This is a genomic window from Streptomyces sp. SudanB5_2050 (genome assembly GCF_964272335.1).
In the GTDB taxonomy this organism is placed as follows: Bacteria; Actinomycetota; Actinomycetes; order Streptomycetales; family Streptomycetaceae; genus Streptomyces; species Streptomyces rochei.
In genome coordinates this window covers 1851534-1873710 of the sequence record NZ_OZ186760.1, presented here as the reverse complement: position 1 = coordinate 1873710, position 22177 = coordinate 1851534, and the positions used below count along the sequence as shown (strand labels likewise).

22 protein-coding genes and 1 pseudogene are annotated in these 22177 nt (G+C 72.9%); 16 read left to right on the top strand and 7 right to left on the bottom strand.

The genetic code is table 11. The annotated features are described in order from the left end of the window. Positions 1-81: 81 nt before the first annotated feature. The 5 genes and pseudogenes from scpB (at position 82) to ACFZP7_RS08330 (ending at position 4085) form a co-directional block, all read left to right on the top strand. Entirely contained in the window at positions 82-651 is a 570-nt protein-coding gene (scpB, locus tag ACFZP7_RS08350; protein ID WP_233534830.1) for an SMC-Scp complex subunit ScpB, read from the top strand. Then, the gene (locus tag ACFZP7_RS08345; RefSeq protein WP_019325350.1) at positions 651-1766 is read left to right on the top strand and encodes a pseudouridine synthase; all 1116 of its coding nucleotides are present in this window, start codon (positions 651-653) and stop codon (positions 1764-1766) included. Before scpB ends, ACFZP7_RS08345 begins: the two co-directional genes overlap by 1 nt. A gap of 79 nt (positions 1767-1845) precedes the next feature. Next, complete coding sequence (locus ACFZP7_RS08340) at positions 1846-2565, top strand: NUDIX domain-containing protein (protein ID WP_031016804.1); 720 nt, start codon at positions 1846-1848, stop codon at positions 2563-2565. Next, positions 2562-3584: an ADP-ribosylglycohydrolase family protein gene (locus ACFZP7_RS08335; RefSeq protein ID WP_137960806.1), complete on the top strand. Its 1023-nt coding sequence runs from the start codon at positions 2562-2564 to the stop codon at positions 3582-3584. Before ACFZP7_RS08340 ends, ACFZP7_RS08335 begins: the two co-directional genes overlap by 4 nt. A gap of 4 nt (positions 3585-3588) precedes the next feature. Further along, positions 3589-4085 (top strand): annotated as a pseudogene (locus ACFZP7_RS08330) (DNA polymerase beta superfamily protein). On the opposite strand, the gene ACFZP7_RS08325 reads toward ACFZP7_RS08330, so the two are convergent. Together ACFZP7_RS08325 and ACFZP7_RS08320 are read right to left on the bottom strand one after the other, a co-directional pair. Next, complete coding sequence (locus tag ACFZP7_RS08325; protein WP_385634153.1) at positions 4011-4754, bottom strand: DNA polymerase beta superfamily protein; 744 nt, start codon at positions 4752-4754, stop codon at positions 4011-4013. The pseudogene ACFZP7_RS08330 and the gene ACFZP7_RS08325 overlap by 75 nt on opposite strands. A gap of 22 nt (positions 4755-4776) precedes the next feature. Further along, entirely contained in the window at positions 4777-5175 is a 399-nt protein-coding gene (locus ACFZP7_RS08320; RefSeq protein WP_385634152.1) for a Rieske (2Fe-2S) protein, read from the bottom strand. 136 nt (positions 5176-5311) lie between these two features. On the opposite strand from ACFZP7_RS08320, the gene aroH reads away from it, so the two are divergent. The 5 genes from aroH to der all read left to right on the top strand — a co-directional run bounded on the left by aroH (position 5312) and on the right by der (position 9761). Continuing rightward, a complete protein-coding gene (gene aroH, locus ACFZP7_RS08315; protein WP_385634151.1) occupies positions 5312-5674 on the top strand; it encodes a chorismate mutase in 363 nt (120 codons plus the stop codon). Beyond that, positions 5671-6756 (top strand): prephenate dehydrogenase, encoded by a 1086-nt coding sequence (locus ACFZP7_RS08310; RefSeq protein WP_019325343.1) that lies wholly within the window; start codon positions 5671-5673, stop codon positions 6754-6756. Before aroH ends, ACFZP7_RS08310 begins: the two co-directional genes overlap by 4 nt. A gap of 112 nt (positions 6757-6868) precedes the next feature. Then, a complete protein-coding gene (gene cmk / locus ACFZP7_RS08305; RefSeq protein ID WP_385634150.1) occupies positions 6869-7564 on the top strand; it encodes a (d)CMP kinase in 696 nt (231 codons plus the stop codon). Continuing rightward, positions 7561-8208, top strand: a complete 648-nt coding sequence (locus ACFZP7_RS08300) for a 1-acyl-sn-glycerol-3-phosphate acyltransferase (protein ID WP_019325341.1) — start codon at positions 7561-7563, stop codon at positions 8206-8208. The genes cmk and ACFZP7_RS08300 overlap by 4 nt, the downstream gene beginning before the upstream one ends. A 74-nt stretch (positions 8209-8282) precedes the next feature. Beyond that, complete coding sequence (gene der, locus ACFZP7_RS08295) at positions 8283-9761, top strand: ribosome biogenesis GTPase Der (protein WP_019325340.1); 1479 nt, start codon at positions 8283-8285, stop codon at positions 9759-9761. Positions 9762-9836: 75 nt separating this feature from the next. On the opposite strand, the gene ACFZP7_RS08290 is transcribed toward der, so the two are convergent. Both ACFZP7_RS08290 and ACFZP7_RS08285 read right to left on the bottom strand, forming a co-directional pair. Continuing rightward, positions 9837-10127: a hypothetical protein gene (locus ACFZP7_RS08290; protein WP_019325339.1), complete on the bottom strand. Its 291-nt coding sequence runs from the start codon at positions 10125-10127 to the stop codon at positions 9837-9839. Between the two features lie 76 nt (positions 10128-10203). Then, positions 10204-11022, bottom strand: coding sequence for a hypothetical protein (locus ACFZP7_RS08285; protein ID WP_031016793.1), 819 nt, complete (start codon positions 11020-11022; stop codon positions 10204-10206). 387 nt (positions 11023-11409) lie between these two features. Here ACFZP7_RS08285 and ACFZP7_RS08280 point away from each other — a divergent pair, with 387 nt between their 5' ends. Next, the gene (locus ACFZP7_RS08280) at positions 11410-12231 is read left to right on the top strand and encodes a hypothetical protein (RefSeq protein WP_109203234.1); all 822 of its coding nucleotides are present in this window, start codon (positions 11410-11412) and stop codon (positions 12229-12231) included. Positions 12232-12590: 359 nt separating this feature from the next. Further along, positions 12591-12806: an I78 family peptidase inhibitor gene (locus ACFZP7_RS08275; RefSeq protein WP_127439553.1), complete on the top strand. Its 216-nt coding sequence runs from the start codon at positions 12591-12593 to the stop codon at positions 12804-12806. An 85-nt stretch (positions 12807-12891) separates the two neighbouring features. Here ACFZP7_RS08275 and ACFZP7_RS08270 read toward each other — a convergent pair whose 3' ends face one another. Then, a complete protein-coding gene (locus tag ACFZP7_RS08270; protein WP_019325335.1) occupies positions 12892-13908 on the bottom strand; it encodes a phosphatase PAP2 family protein in 1017 nt (338 codons plus the stop codon). A 238-nt stretch (positions 13909-14146) separates the two neighbouring features. Continuing rightward, complete coding sequence (locus ACFZP7_RS08265) at positions 14147-15334, bottom strand: mannosyltransferase family protein (protein WP_385634149.1); 1188 nt, start codon at positions 15332-15334, stop codon at positions 14147-14149. A gap of 258 nt (positions 15335-15592) precedes the next feature. Here ACFZP7_RS08265 and ACFZP7_RS08260 point away from each other — a divergent pair, with 258 nt between their 5' ends. Then, positions 15593-17191, top strand: a complete 1599-nt coding sequence (locus ACFZP7_RS08260; RefSeq protein WP_210952884.1) for an MFS transporter — start codon at positions 15593-15595, stop codon at positions 17189-17191. A 629-nt stretch (positions 17192-17820) separates the two neighbouring features. Continuing rightward, on the top strand, positions 17821-19014 hold the full coding sequence (locus ACFZP7_RS08255) for an acyl-CoA dehydrogenase family protein (protein WP_385634148.1): 1194 nt from the start codon (positions 17821-17823) through the stop codon (positions 19012-19014). Between the two features lie 42 nt (positions 19015-19056). On the opposite strand, the gene ACFZP7_RS08250 is transcribed toward ACFZP7_RS08255, so the two are convergent. Beyond that, on the bottom strand, positions 19057-19494 hold the full coding sequence (locus ACFZP7_RS08250; protein ID WP_019325331.1) for a cell division protein SepF: 438 nt from the start codon (positions 19492-19494) through the stop codon (positions 19057-19059). A 300-nt stretch (positions 19495-19794) separates the two neighbouring features. Here ACFZP7_RS08250 and ACFZP7_RS08245 point away from each other — a divergent pair, with 300 nt between their 5' ends. Both ACFZP7_RS08245 and ACFZP7_RS08240 read left to right on the top strand, forming a co-directional pair. Then, positions 19795-20985, top strand: a complete 1191-nt coding sequence (locus ACFZP7_RS08245) for a DUF5685 family protein (RefSeq protein ID WP_193515829.1) — start codon at positions 19795-19797, stop codon at positions 20983-20985. A 232-nt stretch (positions 20986-21217) separates the two neighbouring features. Continuing rightward, positions 21218-22123, top strand: a complete 906-nt coding sequence (locus ACFZP7_RS08240; protein WP_030978204.1) for a S1 family peptidase — start codon at positions 21218-21220, stop codon at positions 22121-22123. Positions 22124-22177 lie beyond the last annotated feature (54 nt).

Genomic DNA, 22177 nt, shown 5'->3' with positions numbered 1-22177 from the left:
ACCCCCGAGACCGCGCAGAGCCCGGGCGGGACCGCCGCCGTCGCCGACCTCGCCCTCAAGCCGGCCCTCGAGGCCGTCCTCATGGTCGTGGACGAGCCCGCGACCGAGGAGCACCTCGCGAAGATACTCCAGCGGCCCCGACGGCGGATCGCCGACGCCCTGCGCGAGCTGGCCGACGAGTACACCGTGCAGGGGCGCGGCTTCGAGCTGCGTCTGATCGCGGGCGGCTGGCGCTTCTACACCCGGCCCGAGTACGCGGCGGCCGTCGAGGGCTTCGTCCTGGACGGCCAGCACGCCCGCCTCACCCAGGCCGCGCTGGAGACCCTGGCCGTGGTCGCCTACCGCCAGCCGGTCAGCCGCAGCCGCGTCTCCGCCGTGCGCGGCGTGAACTGCGACGGCGTGATGCGCACCCTCCTCCAGCGGGGTCTGGTGGAGGAGGCGGGCACGGAACCCGAAACAGGTGCGATCCTGTACGTGACGACGAACTACTTCCTGGAGCGGATGGGCCTGCGCGGCCTGGACGAGCTCCCGGAGCTCGCGCCCTTCCTCCCGGAGGCGGCGGCGATCGAGGCTGAGACACTGGAAGCGGTCCCGTCGTTCGATCCGGACGCCCCGGATTCCGAGGACGCAGACGACAAGACGGAACTTTGATGCGAAGCAGCAGCGGCAGGAACAGCAGCGGAAACAACGGCGGGAGCCGTGGTGGCAACAGCGGCGGCCGCGGCGGGAGCGGCGGTGGCCGCGGTAACTACCGCGGCGCCGGCAACAACCGCGACGACAAGCAGGGCGGGCGTCCGAAGAAGCCGCGTCCCGAGGAGCGGCGCTACGACGTGGGCCCCGGCGCCACCAAGGACGGCCCGAAGTCGGGCCGCGGCCCCTCGGCCCGCGGCGGCGCCAAGGGCGGTCCCAAGCGTCCGCAGCAGCGGGGGCGCTCGGCCCCGGCGACGTCCCGCGAGTACGAGACCCGGGCCGAGGAGCGCAACCGCGAGCGGTACGCGGGCAAGAAGGACGTCAAGCTGCCCAAGACCTTCCCGGGCGCCGAGCAGGAGGGCGAGCGGCTGCAGAAGGTCCTCGCGCGCGCGGGCTACGGCTCCCGGCGCTCCTGCGAGGAACTGATCGAGCAGGCCCGCGTCGAGGTCAACGGCGAGATCGTCCTCGAGCAGGGCAAGCGGGTCGACCCCGAGAAGGACGAGGTCAAGGTCGACGGCCTGACCGTCGCGACGCAGTCGTACCAGTTCTTCTCGCTGAACAAGCCCGCCGGTGTCGTCTCCACCATGGAGGACCCGGAGGGCCGCCAGTGCCTGGGCGACTACGTCACCAACCGCGAGACCCGTCTCTTCCACGTCGGCCGGCTCGACACCGAGACCGAGGGCGTCATCCTGCTCACCAACCACGGTGAGCTGGCCCACCGCCTGACCCACCCCCGGTACGGCGTGAAGAAGACCTACCTCGCGCACATCGTGGGCCCGATCCCGCGCGACCTCGGCAAGCGCCTCAAGGACGGCATCCAGCTGGAGGACGGGTACGCGCGCGCGGACCACTTCCGGGTCGTCGAGCAGACCGGCAAGAACTACCTGGTCGAGGTCACCCTCCACGAGGGCCGCAAGCACATCGTCCGCCGGATGCTGGCCGAGGCCGGCTTCCCGGTCGACAAGCTGGTGCGCACCGCCTTCGGCCCGATCACGCTGGGCGACCAGAAGTCGGGCTGGCTGCGCCGGCTGTCCAACACGGAGGTCGGGATGCTGATGCAGGAGGTCGACCTCTAAGGGTCCCGGGCCCCCGACGGTTGTGTTCGAGCACCCACTCTCTTTATAGTCGTAGTGACTATTAAGGGGGTGGGTGCTCGTGCACGGCTACGACAAGCACGCCTACGAGCCGTTCGCCGTCACCGTCGACCTCGCCGTCCTCACGCTGCGCGCGGGCGCGCTGCACGTGCTGCTCGTCGAACGGGGCCAGGAGCCGTACGCCGGCCGCTGGGCGCTGCCCGGCGGCTTCCTGCTGCCCGAGGAGTCGGCGGAGACGGCGGCGCGGCGGGAGCTGGCCGAGGAGACCGGCCTCGCCGACGTGACCGGACTGCACCTGGAACAACTGCGCACCTACAGCGAACCCGGCCGGGACCCCCGGATGCGGGTGGTGTCCGTCGCGTTCGCCGCGCTGCTGCCCCACCCGCCCGAACCGCGCGGCGGGGGTGACGCCTCGCAGGCCCGCTGGGTGCCGTACGACGCCGCCGCGGACCTCGCCTTCGACCACGACCGGATCCTGGCCGACGCCCGGGACCGCGTCGGCGCCAAGCTGGAGTACACCTGCCTGGCCACCGCCTTCTGCCCGCCCGAGTTCACGCTCGGCGAGCTGCAACAGGTCTACGAGACGGTGTGGGGCACGGCCCTGGACCGGCCGAACTTCCGCCGCAAGGTGCTCGCCACCCCGGGCTTCGTCGAGGCCGTCCCCGGCGCCGCCCGTCTCACCGGCGGCCGCGGCAAACCGGCCGCGCTCTACCGCGCGGGCCCCGCCACCACCCTGCACCCGCCCCTGCTCCGCACCCCTCGGGAAGGACGCCCCGCATGACCACGACCACCCTCACCAAGCGCGCCGCCACCGGGGCGCTCACCGGGCTCGCCCTCGGCGACGCGCTGGGCTTCCCGACCGAGTTCAACGACGTCCCGTCGATCCTCGCCAAGTGCGGGCCGTGGCGGGAGATGGAACTGCCCCGACCGGCGATCGTCACCGACGACACGCAGATGACGCTGGCGCTGGGCAAGGGGCTGCGGACGGCGATGGACCGCGGCGTCCTCGCCCCGGAGGGCATGGTGGAGCCGGTACGGCAGGAGTTCATCGCCTGGAACCGGTCGCCGGAGAACAACCGGGCCCCGGGCAACACCTGCCTGCGGGCCTGCGACCTCCTGGAGCGGCCCGACCGCCCCTGGCAGGACGCCAGCCAGATCCACTCCAAGGGCTGCGGGGCCAACATGCGCGTCGCCCCCGTCGGCCTGGTCCCCGGCCTCAGCGACGAACAGCGCGCGGGCGCCGCCCAGCTGCAGTCGGCGCTCACCCACGGCCACCCCACCGCGCTCGCCGCCTCCGACCTCACCGCGCACGCCGTACGGCTGCTCGCCTCGGGCGCCGAGCCGACCGGGCTGGTCGGGCTGCTGCGCTCGTACGCCTACGACAACCGCACCCGCTACCACGAGCGCTGGCTCGGCGACCTGTGGACCCGCTCCCAGGACCCGACGCCCGAGCACTTCATCGCCCGCGGCTGGGACGAGTGCCTGGCCATGCTCGACCGCCTCCAGCACGCCGTGCGCACCGTCTCGCCGGAGACCGACCCGTGCCTCGCGGTCGGTGAGGGCTGGATCGCCGAGGAGGCCATGGCGGCCGGGCTGCTCTGCTTCCTGCTCTTCGTCGACGAGCCGCTGACCGCCCTGCGCCGCGGTGCCTGCACCGCCGGCGACTCCGACTCCATCGCCTGCCTCGCGGGCGCCTTCGCCGGCGCTCACCTGGGCGCCGACGCCTGGCCCGCCGAGTGGGCCGAGCGCATCGAGTACCGGGCCGACCTGCTGGCCCTCGGAGCGCTCTGGGACGCTTGAGCGCGTGATCGACGCCCTCGACATCGACCTGGCCCCGGTGGTGGCCGAGCAGCCCTTCCCGGTGCTGTTCGCCACCGTCTCCGGCGCCCACCCGGCGCGAGCGCGGCCAGCTCCCGTGCGCGCTCTCGACGCCGTCCCGCTCCCACATCCGCGACCGGGTCTCCTCCGGCTCGCGCAGCCCGACCGGATCGGCGGCGGGCAGCAGCCTTCCGGGTGCTGCTCACCGGCATTCACCTGATGCGCGCGGCCGAGGTGCAGCCGCATCTGCCCACGCTCCTCGGCGAGGTGGACGCGGCACCGGACTACCTGCCCGAGCTGATCGCCGCCAAGGCGGAGCGCGAGCACGGGGACGCGGGCGTCGACCACGCCCGGGTGTGCGCCGACGTCGAGCGGCTGCACGGGGTGCTGGACGAGGCGCGGGCGGCCTCAGCGCTGCCCGACGCCCCCACCGCGTACGACGCCCTGCACGACTTCGTCGTACGGGCGCGACTGGAGCGCTGAGGTCCGGCGGACGCGGACCAGGAAGTCCTCGACGCGGCGCCGGTCCGGTTCGGCGGGCAGCGGGCTGCTCCGGGCGGCCGTCTCGCCCTCCTCCACCAGGCGGGCCATCCACGACCGCACCTCCGGCCAGGGCACCTCGCCGCGCTTCACGGCGAGCAGCGGCTCACGGCCGTCGCCGACGTCGATCGACAGGACGCCCGTGCGCAGCAGGTCGCGGGCGCTCGTCAGGAGCCGCAGCAGGTGCATCGCGTGCTTCCAGCGAGGGGCGCCGTGCGTGCGCACGTCGGCGTCCAGCTTGCGGCGCTGGCCGTGCGCGTAGCGGGTGAAGGTCTCGTGGGCCCGGCGGGAGAGGAACGCCTCGCGCAGGGCGAGCAGTTCGCGGCCCGTGTCGTCGACGGACTCCACGAGCGGGGAGTGCAGGCACTCCAGGATGTTCGGGTTGGCGCGCAGGGCCAGCTCGCAGAAGCGCTCCAGCTCCCAGCTGAACTGCTCCTCGGCCGGGCCCTCCACGTGCGTCGGCGGCTTCTCGAAGCGCCAGAACAGCTCGGTGGGGGCCAGGAACACCCCCCGGCGGTCGGTGTCGCTGCCCTCCGTCGCCAGGCCGAAGGCGCGCGAACCCATGACACAGGCGTAGATCGTGTGGTCGCGCACCAGGGTCTCGGGCTCCATGCCCGGAGCGTACGCGGGCGGCTCACGCCAGGCGGATCGAATTTCCCTCCACCGCGATCCGCTCCTCGGGCAGCGGCCTGGTCGCCGGACCCTGTTCCACCGAGCCGTCGGCGATGCTGAACCTGCTTCCGTGACAGGCGCAGTCGATGGTGCCGTCCCGGACGTCCGACACCAGGCAGTTCTGGTGGGTGCAGACCGCCGAGAAGCCCTTGAACTCGCCCTGCCGCGGCTGGGTCACCACGATCTTCTCGTCCGCGAAGACCTTGCCGCCGCCGACCGGGATGTCACTCGTCGGCGCCAGCTCACGCCCCGGCGAGGCGGCCGGTGCGTCGCCGTCGCCGCCCCCGCCGCCGCAGCCCGCGGAGAGCGCCGCCGCGCCCGTGCAGAGGAGGACCGTACGGCGGGCCGGGGTGTGGGACATGTCGCAGCTCCGGGGGAGGGGGAGGGCCGGGTCCGGGCCAGCGTCTCAGGAGACGGGCGCCCCGGGCCGGTACCCGGCGGCCTGACTAGGCTGGACGGACCAACAACCGATACGCACGTCAGCAAGGAGCAACGCCGTGGCGGTACGAGCGGTCCGGGGCGCCGTCCAACTGGAGCGGGACGAAGCCGGGCACATGGACGAGCAGGTCGCGGCCCTGCTGACGGCGATGCTGGAACGCAACGGGCTGACCGGCGACGACCTGATCAGCATCTGGTTCACGGCCACCCCGGACCTGCACAGCGACTTCCCGGCCGCCGCCGCCCGCAAGCTCGGCATCACCGACGTCCCGCTGATCTGCGCCCAGGAGCTGGACATCGAGGGCGCCATGCCGCGCGTCGTCCGGGTCCTCGCCCACATCGAGTCCGACCGGCCCCGCGCCGAGATCTCCCACGTCTACCTCGGCGCCGCCGCGGCCCTGCGCAAGGACATCGCCCAGTGAGAACCGCACTCGTCATCGGCACCGGCCTCATCGGCACCTCGGCCGCGCTCGCGCTGACCCAGCGGGGTGTCACCGTCCACCTCGCCGACCACGACCCCGAGCAGGCCCGTACGGCCGCCGCACTGGGCGCCGGCACCGACGAGGCACCGGACGGGCCCGTCGACCTCGCGATCGTGGCCGCCCCGCCCGCACTCGTCGCCGACGTGCTCGCGGACGCCATGGGGCGCGGCGCCGCCCGCGGCTACATCGACGTGGCCAGCGTCAAGGGCGGCCCCCGGCGCGAGCTGGAGGCGCGCGGCCTCGACCTCTCCGCCTACATCGGCACACACCCCATGTCCGGCCGGGAGAAGTCCGGTCCGCTGGCCGCCACCGGCGACCTCTTCGAGGGCCGCCCGTGGGTGCTGACCCCGACCCGGGACACCGACACCGAGGTGCTGAACCTCGCGCTGGAGCTGGTCTCGCACTGCCGGGCGGTCCCCGTGGTGATGGACGCGGACGCCCACGACCGCGCCGTGGCCCTGGTCTCCCATATGCCCCACCTGGTCTCCAGCATGGTCGCGGCCCGCCTGGAGCACGCCGAGGAGGCCGCCGTACGGCTGTGCGGGCAGGGCATCCGCGACGTGACCCGGATCGCCGCCTCCGACCCCCGGATGTGGATCGACATCCTCTCCGCCAACCCCGGGCCGGTCGCCGACCTGCTCGGGGACGTCGCCGCCGACCTCGACGAGACCGTACGGGCCCTGCGCGCCCTGCAGTCCTCCGACGAGGTCGAGCGCCGCGAGGGCAGCGCCGGCATCGAGGCGGTGCTGCGGCGCGGCAACGCGGGGCAGGTGCGGGTCCCCGGCAAGCACGGCAGCGCGCCCCGCGTCTACGAGACGGTGGCGGTCCTCATCGACGACCAGCCCGGCCAGCTGGCCCGCATCTTCGCCGACGCCGGCCGGGCCGGGGTCAACGTCGAGGACGTGCGGATCGAGCACGCGACCGGGCAGCAGGCCGGTCTGGTGCAGCTCATGGTCGAGCCGAAGGCCGCCGCGGTGCTGACCGCGGCCCTCAAGGAGCGGGGCTGGGCGATCCGGCAGTGACCGCGGGCCCCGTACGGCTGCAAGAGGGGTCCTGCGCGCCCGGTAACCTTGTGCGGGACGCGTTCGCGTCCCGCACACCACCCACCGCACCGCACCAGGAAGGTGTCCCCTCGTGGAAAACGGCGCCGCCCCGACCGCCCCGGCCGTGATTGTCGCCATCGACGGCCCCTCCGGCACGGGCAAGTCGAGCACGTCGAAGGCCGTCGCCGCCCAGCTCGGCCTGAGCTACCTGGACACGGGCGCCCAGTACCGGGCGATCACCTGGTGGATGGTGACCAACGGCATCGACACCGACGACCCGCACGCGGTCGCCGCCGCGGCCGGCAAGCCCGAGATCGTCTCCGGCACCGACCCGGCCGCCCCCACCATCACCGTCGACGGCACGGACGTGGCCGGCCCGATCCGCACCCAGGAGGTCACCTCCAAGGTCAGCGCGGTCAGCGCCGTCCCCGAGGTGCGGGCCCGGATCACCGAGCTGCAGCGCACCATCGCCGCCGGCGCCCCGCAGGGCATCGTCGTCGAGGGCCGCGACATCGGCACGACCGTGCTGCCGGACGCCGACCTGAAGATCTTCCTCACCGCCTCCGCCGAGGCCCGCGCCGCCCGCCGCAGCGGAGAGCTGAAGGGCGCCGACGTCAACGTCACCCGCGAGGCCCTGATGAAGCGGGACGCGGCCGACTCCAGCCGCAAGACCTCGCCGCTGGCCAAGGCCGACGACGCGGTCGAGGTGGACACCACCGAGCTCACCCTCCCGCAGGTCATCGAGTGCGTCGTCACCCTCGTCGAGGAGAAGCGGGCCGGGAAGTGACCGAAATCCCGTCGGCGCGGGGCGCCGAGGTCGGGCGGCGCATCGGCGTCGGACTGATGTACGGGCTGTGGAAGCCGCGCGTGCTGGGCTCCTGGCGGGTCCCCGCCACCGGCCCGGTCATCTACGCCGTCAACCACGCGCACAACATCGACGGCCCGATGGTCATGGGCGTCGCGCCCCGGCCGACGCACTTCCTGATCAAGAAGGAGGCGTTCGTCGGACCGCTCGGCCGCTTCCTGACCGGCATCGGCCAGCTGAAGGTCGACCGCCACTCCACCGACCGCACGGCCATCGCCCGCGCGCTGGGCGTGCTGGAGAACGGTGGCGTGCTGGGCATCTTCCCGGAGGGCACCCGGGGCGAGGGCGACTTCGCCTCGCTGCGCGCCGGCCTCGCCTACTTCGCGGTGCGCAGCGGCGCCCCGATCGTGCCGGTCGCGGTGCTGGGAAGCACCGACCGTCCCGGACGGTTGATAAAGGCGCTGCCTCCCCTGCGTTCCCGGGTCGACGTCGTCTTCGGCGACCCCTTCGACGCGGGTGACGGCAGCGGACGGCGCACCCGCAAGGCCCTGGACGAGGCCACCGAACGCATTCAGAAGCAGCTCACCGCCCACCTGGAAAACGCCAGGCGCCTCACCGGGCGCTGAGTGACACTTGAGTAGTGGATCACCCGTGAACAGGGGTTTCCACCGATCACCACGATGAACGAGGTACGGACTTCATGAACGACCACATCCACTCCGAGGGCTCGGGCGAGGAGCACGACCACGGGGCGCTCGGCGACGCCGAGTACGCGCAGTTCATGGAGCTGGCCGCCGAAGAGGGCTTCGACATCGAGGAGGTCGAGGGCGCGATCGAGGAGGCCGGGCACGGCCCGCTGCCCGTCCTCGCCGTCGTCGGCCGCCCCAATGTCGGCAAGTCGACCCTGGTGAACCGGATCATCGGCCGCCGCGAGGCCGTCGTCGAGGACAAGCCCGGTGTCACCCGCGACCGCGTCACCTACGAGGCCGAGTGGGCGGGCCGCCGCTTCAAGGTCGTCGACACCGGCGGCTGGGAGCAGGACGTCCTCGGCATCGACGCGTCCGTGGCCGCGCAGGCCGAGTACGCCATCGAGGCCGCCGACGCGGTGGTGTTCGTCGTGGACGCCAAGGTCGGCGCCACCGACACCGACGAGGCCGTCGTACGGCTGCTGCGCAAGGCCGGCAAGCCGGTCGTGCTGTGCGCCAACAAGGTCGACGGCCCGAGCGGCGAGGCCGACGCCTCCTACCTGTGGTCGCTGGGTCTGGGGGAGCCGCACCCCGTCTCCGCGCTGCACGGCCGCGGCACCGGCGACATGCTGGACAAGGTGCTGGAGGCGCTCCCCGAGGCCCCGGCACAGACCTTCGGCACCGCCGTCGGCGGCCCGCGCCGCATCGCCCTGATCGGCCGCCCCAACGTCGGCAAGTCCTCGCTGCTCAACAAGGTGGCCGGCGAGGAGCGCGTCGTCGTCAACGAGCTGGCCGGCACCACCCGCGACCCGGTCGACGAGCTGATCGAGCTGGGCGGTGTCACCTGGAAGTTCGTCGACACCGCGGGCATCCGCAAGCGCGTCCACCTCCAGCAGGGCGCCGACTACTACGCCTCGCTGCGCACCGCCGCCGCCGTCGAGAAGGCGGAGGTGGCCGTCATCCTCATCGACTCCTCCGAGTCGATCTCGGTCCAGGACCAGCGGATCGTCACCATGGCCGTCGAGGCGGGCCGCGCGATCGTCCTGGCCTTCAACAAGTGGGACACCCTCGACGAGGAGCGCCGCTACTACCTGGAGCGGGAGATCGAGACCGAGCTGGGCCAGGTGGCATGGGCGCCGCGGGTCAACGTCTCGGCCCGCACCGGCCGGCACATGGAGAAGCTGGTCCCCGCGATCGAGACCGCCCTGGCGGGCTGGGAGACCCGGGTCCCGACGGGCCGGCTGAACGCCTTCCTCGGCGAGCTGGTCGCGGCCCACCCGCACCCGGTGCGGGGCGGCAAGCAGCCGCGCATCCTCTTCGGCACCCAGGCGGGCACCAAGCCGCCGCGGTTCGTGCTCTTCGCCTCCGGCTTCATCGAGGCGGGGTACCGCCGCTTCATCGAGCGCCGGCTGCGTGAGGAGTTCGGCTTCGAGGGGACGCCGATCCACATCTCCGTGCGGGTGCGCGAGAAGCGCGGCGCGAAGAAGAAGTAGCGGCCGCCGCGACCGCCGCCACGAGAGAGGGCGCCCCCCGACGGGGGGCGCCCTCTCTCGTGGTCCGGGTGAGCCTCAGGCACCCGGACGCCGTGCCGGTGGCAGCGCGGCCGGGACGTGGTGCGTGCCGACGCGCTGCCACACCGACTGCTGGCCGACGCGGGCGCTCTGTGCGCCCGCGCTGTAGGCGCTGTAGGAGCTCCGGCCGCGCGGGATGCTCCTGAAGGACGTGAACCCCAGCTCCTCCTCGCCGCTGCGGTCGCCCGGAAGCGATCGGAAGGACCTGACGTACTCGGCGTAGAGCGCGTCGTAGATCGGCGTGGCCGAGGGGCCGCCCTGGCGGTGGAAGGCGTCGTATGCGTACACGTATGTCCAAACGACCCCGCGCGGGAAGGGATGCGGCCGGACGGTGACCGCCTGCTGCCGTACGCGCGGACGGCGCTCAGGTCCCGGCCAGCGGCAGGGCCGCCGCGACCAGCTGGCCGCCGGCCGCCGCCTTGTCCAGCGCGTCCCGCAGCAGGTCCTCGCGCGGCTGCCGCCCGATCGACCCGACGGGAGCCGCGAACATCAGCACCTGCTGGTGCTTGTTGGCCGCCGTGCGCCAGCCCTCGGTGACCTGGAGCGGCTGGTGCGCCTGCCACCAGGCCACCGGCCGCCCGCCGTTCGTCCCCGGCTGGAGGACCGCGTGCAGCTGGCCCATCGCGAGCAGCACCGACCAGCCGTGCAGCACGGTCGGGGTGGTGGACAGCTCGGTGACCGGCAGGAAGCCCTGCTCGATCAGCAGCGGCAGGAAGTCGTCCCCGGCACCGGTCGTGCCGGGGCGGGCGATGGGGGCGGTGGGTTCCACCACGAGGGCCGGGTGCAGCTCCCCGGCGATCAGGATCAGTCCGCTGGTGACGCCGAGCACCGCCTGCTCGGGGGCCACCTTGTCGGGAGCGGCCTGCTCGGGCCGGTGGGGGGCCTGGTCCGGCTGGGGGCGGGCCTGGTCGGCGTTGATGGACCGCACGGCCCCCTGGAGCTGCTCCTCGGTGACCTTGACGACCTGCGAGGGCAGGCAGCCGGCGTGGGCGAAGGCGAGGACGGCGGTCTCCTCGCCGATGAAGAGGACGGTGCTGGTGCGCTCCTGTTCGCAGTCGCCCGGTGTGCGGCAGGATGTGCAGTCGTAGCTGCCCGGGGCCGACTCCCCGGCGAGCAGGCGGTCGGCTTCTTCGTCGCCGATCTCGGCGCGTACGTCGTCGCTGACGTCGAGCATGCGCGGCACGGGTGGCTCCCTCGGGATGCGGTGCGTGGCCGGACCGGGTGGCTCCCGGGCCGTGGTCCGGGCGGTCCCCGGCTCATGCAGAAGACAACGGGCGATCTGTGGAGGGAGTCACGCCCCACGGCCGACGGAATCGAACCGTGTGCGGCACGGGGGCGGCTGCGCCCCGGCACGCCGACCGACCGCCAAGTGGCCTTTCCCGTAACGAGGTTGGAACGAAGAGCGGGTGACCGGCGCCGTGCCCCTCAGTCGACAAATCGGGAAATCAGTGAAGGAACTGGGTGACTGAAATCCCCCGGTCGTGACCACATCGCAATCGGACACGGACAACCAGAAGGCGGGGTTCCGGGTCTAACCGGGCGACGGGAGATCAGGGAGGAACCGCACCGCATGACGCCGCCGCTCCAACCGGCCGCCCCGCTGCGCGCCGACTGCATCGGCGACTCCGCGGGCGGTCTGACCTTCGACGTCGCCGCGCACGGGGACTTCGGGACGCCCTTGCTGATCCTGCGCCGCCGCGAGGGCGAGAGCGTCGGTGACACGGTGAGCCTGCCGCTCGCCCCGGCCGCCGAGGGCCGGCTGCGCGCCGCGCTGCCCAGCAGCGTCGCCCTGCCCGAGGGGCGCTGGGACGCCTACGCGCGCGTCAGCGACGGCGACCAGCCGCGGCGCCTGGTGCCCGGCGTCACCGACCTGCGCTCGCTCGCCGACCGCACCCCCAGCGGGCTGCTCGGCCACGTGGCCGTCCGTATCCCGTACGCCACCCGCCAGGGCAATCTCACGGTCCGCAGCTGGCTGCGCGCCCCGCACGCCGAGGCGGGGGAGTTGCGCCTCACCGACGACGGGACGAGCGTGCGCGGGCGGGTGTACGGCACCCAGCTCGCCCCCGAGGCCCACGCCGAGCTGCGGACCCGGCCCGGCACCGGGGAGGGCGGCGTGCGGCGGCTGGAGGTCGCGGGCGACCGGACGGAGTTCGGGTTCTCCGTGCCGTACGCCGCTCTGGAGCCGGGTGAGTGGGACCTGTGGCTGCGGCCCGCGGGCGACCCGGGTCCGGCCGTGCGCGTCGCGCGGCTGCTGGACGACGTCGCCGACAAGCACCCCGTCCTCACCTATCCACGCGCGCGCGTGGAGACGCGGCACGGCCCGGTGGAGGCCGGGCCGTACTACACCCGGGACAACGACCTGTCGGTGTCCGTCACGGCGCTGAGGCGCTGAGGCGCTGAGGGGTCCGCGGGGCGGCGGCGGACGTGGTGAACCTGTGAGCGCGCCATGCGTTTTCTGTAGGGGTGCCTGGTATCCGCAAGCGCGTTCGGCGGTGGTCGGGTACGGAATTCAGGGAGCTCGTAGGGCCCTTTGCGCGGCCATTCCGTTCCTTTATTCGAAGGGTCGGTGCGACACGCGGCAATTCACCTGGCATGCCCACGAAAGGCGTAGGAATCCGTCCGTCCGTGTGACCGGGCCCGATCAAAACGAGGCCCGTGATGCTGTGACAGAAGTGTGACGGTACGGGCATCTGTGGCCCCGGTTACCGGCTCGGGCTTCCCCGCTCGATGAGCAGGGCTTAGCGTGACGCCATGGCACCGATTCCGACACCCCCGGTCGAACCCCAGGACAGCCCGGACACCTACGTGGGCCTCGCCTCCGAAGCGGCCGAACGGCTCGCCCGGGAGCGCGGCTGGTCGACGGTGCGGTCACTGGCGCCGGGGACGGTCATCACCATGGAGTACCGCGTGGGGCGCCTCAACTTCGAGGTGAAGGACGGCCGCGTGGCCCGCGCCTGGAAGGGCTGACAGGGCGGGGGAGCGCCTGGAAGGGCTGACAAGACGGGGGAGCGGGCGGTGCGTACCGACACTCCCGGGGCGTCGTGCGCGCCGGTCAGCCGCCCGACAGGGGGCGGGCGGCCGGGGCCGTGTTGCGGGGGTGACGGTCGGCGTGCGGCGGCCGTCGGCTGCCGGCCGGCGTCACCGGCGTACGGTCCGAGCGGGTCGTGTGCGGCCCCGGGGCCAGGTGCACGGGCGCCCGGGTCCGGGGCGCGGCGACCGGCTCGCGCACCGGGGCGTCCTCCCGTCCGGAGCCGAGCGGCGCGGGCGCCACGGGCACACTGACCGGCTCCTTCGCCGGTTCCGGACGGCCGCGACGGGCGAACCAGCGGTCCCGCAGGTCGAGGATGCGCACCTCGGCGCGGGTGATCAGCGGCTCGAACCACGGCAGCGCCAGCAGGATCAGCAGGCCCGCGGCCCAGCCGAGCAGCACGTCGCTGAGCCAGTGCGTCCCGAGGTAGACGGTGGACATGCCCACCCCGAGCGAGACGACCGCGGACAGCGCCGAAAGCCAGCGCCGCGCCCTCGGCGTCGAGGCCAGATAGGCCAGGATGCCCCAGGTCACGACGGCGTTCGCGGTGTGACCGCTCGGAAATATATCGCCGCCGGCCCACATCTCGTTCGAGCCGATCGTGGTCGCGTAGTGCGGTCCGAGCCGGCCCATGCCGTACTTGGCCGCACCCACCGTGACGTTCAGCAGGAGCAGCGAGACGCCGAGCGCGAGCAGCGGGCGCAGGGTGTGCTGCCGCCAGGAGCGCCAGCCGAGCCAGGCCGCCACCATCACCGCGGTGGGGCCGCGCTGGCCGAGGACCACGTAGTAGTCGACGAACGCGTGGATCTCCGGCCACTGCTGGTACGGCCGGAAGAACATGACCTGCCAGTCGAGCCGGACCAGCCATGAGGTGATGAGCACCGCCCACACGATGGCGAGGTAGAACGCGAGGGTTCCGGCGAACAGCGCGATCCGGTGCCGGCTCATCTCCGGCACATCAAGGTGGACCGGCCGTTCCGGCTCCCGGTCGAGTCTCGCGAACACCCGGTCCAGACGGGTGAGGCTCCGTTCGGTACGCACCCAATCGACGTTACAGCGAGTGAGGAGTGATCCCCGCCGAATCAACGGCTTTGTGATGACGATGTGATGTGGGATTCCTCTCAGGCGGAGGTTTATTTCCGAGGAATCCGCAATCCGGGCCGACTGCGGACTTCAATTCCTTTGATCGGTCCGGTCGACGGTTTTATCGTGCTTATGAATTCGTTCACCGAATGCTGGTGCGGAATTGTCCCGGCGGTCATCGGGCGCCTCCGGACGGTCAGGGCGGCCCCGAGCCGTTCAACCAGAACGCCCCGTACACCGCCGAGGCCATCGCCAGGACGCCCACCACCAGCGTCGACCTGCTGGTTCGCAGCCGGGCCAGGGACAGGGCGAGCGGCAGCAGCAGCGGGAAGGCGGGCATCAGCAGCCGCGGCTTCGAACCGAAGTAGCTCGACGCGCACAGGGCGAGGGCGACCACGACGCCCGTGTACACCAGCAGCGGCAGCGGCTGGCGCCGCCGTACGCACACGACGTACAGCCAGAGCAGCAGAACGACCCCGACCGCCAGCGCGACACCCGCCAGGGCCGACGGGAAGGAGGTGAACCGCCCGGCGACGAAACGGGCGAAGGCCACCCCGCCGTCGAAGCCGTTGCGCCAGCCGGCCTGGACGTCGAGATAGCCGAGGGGGCCCTTGCCGGTGCGGTGGCCGACCCACAGCACGTAACCGGCGGCGCCCAGGGGCGCGAGGACCATGCCGAGTACGCGCCGCGCGCCCTCGCCGGGGGCGTGGCGCGAGCCGCGGGCGCCGTCCGGGACGCCGTCGCCCCGGCTTCGCACGAACGCCGCGATCGCGGCCGCCCACACCGCCGCCGCCACCGCGAGACCCACCGGCCGGGTCAGCCCGGCCAGCGAGGCCAGCAGCCCCGCCGTCACCCAGCGCCCGGTCAGCACCGCGTACAGCGACCAGGCGGCCAGTGCCGTGAACAGGGACTCGCTGTACGCCATCGACTGCACGATCCCGACGGGCAGCACGGCCCACAGCAGCACCGCGCACACGCCGGCCCGGCGGCCGTGGAGGTGCTCCGCGACCGCGAAGATCCCCCACGCCGCGGCCAAGGAGGCGAGCAGGCTCACCACGAAGCCCGCGTCCGCGTACGACAGCGGCGAGAGCGCGGCGCCCAGCCGCTCCAGCCAGGGCAGCAGCGGGAAGAACGCCAGGTTGGAGTGGACGTCGCCGTTGGGCAGCCGCACCTCGTAGCCGTAACCCAGCTCGGCGACCCTCGTGTACCAGAGCGAGTCCCAGCGGGCGGTCAGCAGCGTGTACGCGTTCTTGTCGCGCGCGGCGCTCCACAGGGCCAGGGCGAGCAGGCCCAGGGCGCGTACGGCCGCGTAACCGAGGAGCGCCGGGGCGGCCCGGCGCAGGGCACCCGGACGGCCCGCCGTGCGCGTTTCAAGATCGATCACGGACTCGATTATCCGCCGGGCGAGGTCGCGGCCGGACGGCCGGGGCGGCCGGGGCCGCGGACGCGGTGGCGCACGCCACACGGGTCATGCGGGATGTGTGAGGCCCACCACGTGTGCGGGGCTCGCTCTCGCGTACCCTGACGAGTCACTCGCGTTCCGTCGCGCGGCCCGGAGACCCCGCTCCTCTCCGGCCGAGCCGCCGGGGAGTCCCCACCCCGCGGCCCGCCGGACGCGAGGGAACATCTTGGAGGTACGTACATGTCCGGGACGACCACGGCTGCCGCCGCGCTGCGCCGTCGGACGGCCGGGGCCGGTGCCAACCGCTGGGTGGTCCTGGTCGTCCTCTGCGTCAGCCTGCTGCTCGTCGCCGTCGACGCCACCGTGCTGCACGTGGCGGTCCCCGCCGTCACCGAGGACCTCAGGCCCGGCGCGATCGAACTGCTCTGGATCGTCGATGTCTACCCGCTCGTCTGCGCCTCGCTGCTGATCCTCTTCGGCACGCTGGGCGACCGGGTGGGCCGCAGACGGATCCTGCTCCTCGGCTACGCCCTCTTCGGGGTCGCCTCCGCGCTCGCGGCCCTCGCCGACAACGCCCACGTGCTGATCCTGGCCCGTGCGCTGCTCGGCGTCGGCGGCGCGATGATCATGCCGGCCACGCTGTCGATCCTGCGGCAGGTCTTCCCCGACCGGCGGGAGCGGGCGCTGGCCATCGGCGTCTGGAGCGCCGTGGCCGCGGTCGGCGCGGCGGTCGGGCCGCTGCTCGGCGGGTTCCTGCTGGAGCACTTCTGGTGGGGCTCGGTCTTCCTCGTCAACATCCCGCTGATGCTGGTCAGCCTCCCGGTGGGGCGGCTGCTGCTGCCCGAGTCCAAGGGCGACGGCGCAGGGCCCTGGGACGTCGTCGGCGCGCTGATGGCGGCGGCCGGGCTGTTCGGCGTGGTCCTGGGCGTGAAGCGACTGGGCGGCGGCGAGCCGGTGGCCGACGCGTTCACGGTGCTGCCGCTGGTCGTCGGCGCGGGCCTGCTGGTCGCGTTCGTACGGCGGCAGCGGCGGCGTGCGCATCCGCTGGTGGACCTCGCGATGTTCCGGCGGCCGGCGTTCAGCACGTCGGTGGGGTGCATCGTGCTGGCGATGCTGGCGCTGGTGGGTCTGGAACTGATCGCGGCGCAGTACCTGCAGCTGGTGCTGGGGCTGTCCCCGCTGGAGACCGGGCTGCGGCTGCTGCCGCTGACCTTCGCGGCGATGGCGGCGGGGCTGGCGGGCGCGCGGCTGCTGCGGCGGTTCGGGCCGCGCCGGATGGTGTGTGCCGGGTTCTGCCTGACGGCCTTCGCGGTGCTGCTGCTGACCGCGATGGGCCGGGCCGACAACTGCGCGCTGCTGGTCTCGGGGTTCGTGCTGCTCGGCTTCGGTCTGGAGACCACGCTCTTCGGGGCGTACGAGTCGATGCTGAGCGAGGCGCCGCAGGAGCAGGCCGGCGGGGCGGCGGCGATCGGCGAGACGTCGTACCAGCTGGGCGCCGGGATCGGGATCGCGCTGCTGGGCACGGTGATGAACGCGGCGTACGCGCCGGGGGTGACGGGCGGTGTGCCCGGGGTGCCGGCCTCGGCGTCGGTGGCGGCGGGGCATTCGCTGGGGGAGGCGTACGAGGTCGCCGCGCAGCTCGGGGGGCCGGCGGGGGTCGCGCTGCGGCGGGCCGCGGGGGACGCGTTCGTGCACGGGCTGCATGTGACGTTGGTGGTGAGTGCGGGGTTGTTGCTGCTGGGGGCGGTGATGGCGTTGCGGTTGCCGCGGGTGATGCAGTGCGAGGCGGTCTCCGTGCCCGCGCCTCGGGACGCGGTGGAGTCACGCGTGTCGGTGTGACCGTGGGGCGTCTCCCACCCACGCACCGCCCGTTCGCCGTCGGCTGGAGGGTGGACGTCGCCAGTGGGTGGCGGGGGCCGTCGGCGTCTGCGGGTGGTGGGCCGTGGGGTTCGCGTCCGCGGACCGTCTGTTCGCCGTCGGCTGGAGGGTGGACGTCGCCTGTGGGTGGCGGGGGGAGGGCGTCGGCGTCTGCGGGTGGTGGGCCGTGGGGTTCGCGTCCGCGGATCGTCCGTTCGACGTCGGCTGGGGGGTGGACGTCGTCTGTGGGTGGCGGGGGGTCGTCGGTGTCTGCGGGTGGGGGGTGGGGTTTTGCGTCCCCGGATCGTCCGTTCGCCGTCGGATGGGGGTGGAGGTCGCTCGTGGGTGGCGGGGGCGTCGGCGTCTGCGGGTAGGGCCGTCGGGGGCGGGGGGCTCTCGTCCGCCGTACCGCCCGGGGGCATCGGCGAGCCGTCATTGCCGCTCGCCCGCGCGCCGTGGGCCGTCGGTGGTGGATCACCGCCATGGGGGATGTCCGCCTCGGTCCCGGTGGTGGCGGGGATGGTGGACGCGCGGCACCGGGCGTCGTAACGTCGGCGCGAGAACCGCCACTAGCAGCGCTAGTTTTCACAGCCAGCCCCGGAGGGTGTTCCATGGCCGCGTCCCCCAAGTCGCCCACGTTCGACCCCGCCGACCCCCTCGGCGTCGACGATCTCCTGGAGCCGGAGGACCTGGCCGTCCGGGACACCGTGCGGGACTGGGCCGCCGACCGCGTGCTGCCGCACATCGCGGAGTGGTACGAGAAGGGCGAGCTGCCCGGCATCAGGGACCTGGCACGCGAACTCGGCTCCCTCGGCGCGCTCGGCATGTCGCTCGACGGCTACGGCTGCGCCGGCGCGAGCGCCGTCCAGTACGGACTGGCCTGTCTGGAGCTGGAGGCGGCCGACTCCGGCATCCGCTCCCTCGTCTCCGTGCAGGGCTCCCTCGCCATGTACGCCATCCACCGCTTCGGCAGCGAGGAGCAGAAGCAGACGTGGCTGCCGCGCATGGCCGCCGGTGAGGTCATCGGCTGCTTCGGGCTCACCGAGCCCGACCACGGCTCCGACCCCGCCCACATGCGCACCCGCGCCAAGCGTGACGCCGGCGGGGACTGGGTGCTCGACGGCCGCAAGATGTGGATCACCAACGGCTCGGTCGCCGGCGTCGCCGTCGTCTGGGCGCAGACGGAGGAAGGGATCCGCGGGTTCGTGGTGCCCACCGACAGCCCCGGTTTCTCCGCCCCGGAGATCAAGCACAAGTGGTCGCTGCGGGCCAGCGTCACCAGCGAGCTGGTGCTGGAGGACGTGAGGCTGCCCGCCGACGCCGTACTGCCGGAGGTCACCGGCCTGCGCGGTCCGCTCAGCTGTCTCACCCACGCCCGCTACGGCATCGTCTGGGGTTCGATGGGCGCGGCCCGCAGCTCCTTCGAGGCGGCCGTCGAGTACGCGAAGTCACGGGAGCAGTTCGGGCGGCCGATCGGAGGCTTCCAGCTCACCCAGGCCAAGCTCGCCGACATGGCGGTCGAACTGCACAAGGGGATTCTGCTCGCCCACCACCTGGGGCGGCGCATGGACGCCGGCCGCCTGCGTCCCGAGCAGGTCAGCTTCGGCAAGCTCAACAACGTGCGCGAGGCCATCGACATCTGCCGTACGGCCCGGACGATCCTCGGGGCGAACGGGATCTCCCTGGAGTACCCCGTGATGCGGCACGCGACGAACCTGGAATCGGTGCTCACCTATGAGGGCACCGTCGAGATGCACCAGCTGGTGCTGGGCAAGGCGCTCACCGGACTCGACGCCTTCCGCTGAGAGTCCGGCCGGAAGGGCGGGGCCGTGGTGCGCGGCCCCGCCTCAGCTCTGGTTGAAGAAACCGTCGGAACGGTGCGCGGCGGGCTCGCCGCTGATGACCTGGGTGTCGGCCGGGCTCAGCAGGAACACCCGGGTGGAGACCCGCTCGATCGAACCGCGCAGGCCGAAGATCAGCCCGGCGGCGAAGTCGACGACGCGCTTGGCGTCGGCCCCCTCCATGGCCGTCAGGTTCATGATGACCGGGACCCCGTCCCGGAACAGCTCGCCGATCGACCGCGCGTCCCGGAAGCTGTCCGGGGTGACGGTCGCGATGCGGCGGCCCTTCTCCTCGGCCACGTCCGAGGCCACCTTGACGCGCGGGTCGGTGACCCAGGCGTCGCCGGGCTCGTTGCCCTCGGAGTAGTCGTCGTCGTAGTAGCGCTCGTCATCGTTGTCGTCGACGAGGCCGAGCCACGCACTCGCCTTGCGTACCGATCCCATGGACGCCTCCTCTCACAGCGGTCTTTCGTGCTTCCGCATCCCTATGGTCATCCATGATGCGGACGTCGCGCCAAGTGGATAGACGCCGCGCGGGGGGTTTGTGACGGTACTGGTGCACAGCGAATCCGTCGAGAGTCCTTGTGTCCCAAGGGTCGTTTCCCAAACGGATGCTGACTGTGAGTGAAATATGATTCTTCTCGGCACACGGGTGAGGGCGGGTACGTACGGGTGAACGCGGCGGTCGATACGATGCCGCAGCTCAACGTCGTACCAACCACGGGCCAACCACGGGGGAATGTCGTGTTCGGAATCGTCAGGCCGTGCAGGCACCGGCTCGGGGAGAGCCTCACCAGCCAGTGGATGGCGCATCTGTGCGGGTTGTGTCTCGCGCTGCGCAAGGACCACGGCCAGTTCGCGCGGATCGTGACTAACTATGACGGCCTGCTCATATCGGTTTTGACGGAGGCTCAGGCCGGACAGGGCGGAGCGGGTGCCGGGCGGCGTACGGCCGGCCCCTGCCCGTTGCGCGGGATGCGCACCGCCTCCGTCGCGCACGGTGAGGGCGCCCGGCTCGCGGCGGCCGTGTCCCTGGTGCTGGCCTCCGCCAAGGTCCGCGACCACGTCGCCGACGGGGACGGCATGCTGGCGCGACGGCCGGTGGCCCTCGCCGCCCGCCGGATCGCCACCGGTTGGGACGCGGCCGGCGCCCGCGGCGGCGGTGCCGTCGGCTTCGACACCGCCGTGCTGGTGGACGCCGTGGACCGGCAGGGCGGCATCGAGGCGCTCGCCGGTCCGGGTACGCCCCTGCTCGCCGTCACGGAGCCGACCGAGACGGCGACCGCCGCCGCGTTCGCGCACACCGCGTACCTCGCCGGGCGCCCGGACAACGCGGAACCGCTCGCCGAGGCCGGACGTCTCTTCGGCCGGCTCGCCCACCTCCTCGACGCCGTGGAGGACAAGGAGGCTGACGCCGCGTCGGGTGCCTGGAACCCGCTCACCGCCACCGGCACCCCGCTCACCGAGGCCCGGCGGCTCGCGGACGACGCGGTGCACGGGGTGCGGCTCGCGCTGCGCGAGGCGGAGTTCGCCGACGGCCGGCTGGTGCACCGGCTGCTCGTGCACGAACTGGGCAACTCCGTCGACCGGGCCTTCGGCACCGTCTCCTGCGCGCACGGCGGCCACCCGTACGCCCCTCCCGGAACTCCGGGCGCCCCCCAGGGCCCCGGTGCGCCGCCGCCCCCGGAGCCGCCGCGCGGCAACCGGCGCGGACTGCTCGCGGGCTGCGCGGTGTGGGTGGGGCTGGCCTGCACGTGCCAGTTGTGCTGCGGCACGTACCACGACCCGTGGAGCGGGGAGCGCAAGGAGGGATCGTGCACCAACTGCGACTGCAGCGGGTGCGGCGACTGCTGCAGTTGCTGCGACTGCTGCAGCGACTGCTGCGGTGACGACGGGTGCGGCTGCGACGGCTGCGACTGCGGATGCAGCTGTTGAGACGCCCGGCGCGCGAGGGCCTGCCGGGCCCGCGGGGCGCCCGGCAGGGGTCGTTCAAAGCTTGACGGCCGAAAGGCACTCTTGCGCCGACCGGCCGTTCGGCCGAATACTCCAACCTCAGCGCTTGTCAGGGGCACGACGTATCCGGAACCCGGAGGTCCGACCCTGGCTGCGCCTCACGGGCCCCAACCCCACAAGAGGGCCCCCGACTTCCTTTGTGGAGGAACGAAAAGTGAGGATCAAGCGCACCACCCCCCGCAGCGGTATCACGAGACGGACTCGGCTGATCGCCGTATCCACCGGCATCGTGGCCGCAGCAGCGATCGCGATCCCCAGCGCGAACGCGACCGAGACCCCCGCCACCTTCAGCGCCGCCGAGCTGAGCAGCGCCAGTGGCGCGGTGCTCGAGGCCGACGTCCCGGGCACCGCCTGGGCCGTCGACAGCAAGACCGGGAAGGTGCTGGTCACGATCGACAGCACGGTCTCCCAGGCCGAGATCGCGAAGATCAAGAAGGAGGCCGGGGACAAGGCCGGCGCCCTCAAGATCGAGCGCACCCCCGGCACGTTCAACAAGCTCATCCAGGGCGGCGACGCCATCTACGCGAGCAGCTGGCGCTGCTCCCTCGGCTTCAACGTCCGCAACAGCAGCGGCGCCGAGTTCTTCCTGACCGCCGGTCACTGCACCGACGGCGCCGGCACCTGGTACTCGAACTCGGGGCGCACCTCGGTCATCGGCTCGACGGCCGGGTCCAGCTTCCCCGGCAACGACTACGGCCTCGTCCGGTACTCGGGCTCCGTCAGCCGGCCCGGTACGGCGAACGGCGTGGACATCACCCGCGCGGCCACCCCGAGCGTGGGCACCACCGTCATCCGTGACGGCTCCACCACCGGCACCCACAGCGGCCGGGTCACCGCCCTGAACGCCACCGTCAACTACGGCGGCGGCGACATCGTCTCCGGGCTGATCCAGACCACGGTCTGCGCCGAGCCCGGTGACTCCGGCGGCCCGCTCTACGGCAGCAACGGCACCGCGTACGGTCTGACCTCCGGCGGCAGCGGCAACTGCTCCTCCGGCGGTACGACGTTCTTCCAGCCGGTCACGGAGGCCCTGAGCGCCTACGGCGTCAGCGTCTACTAGTCCGTCCGGTCCGCGACCGAAGCGCAGCCGGCAGCACCACGAGCCCCCGCACAC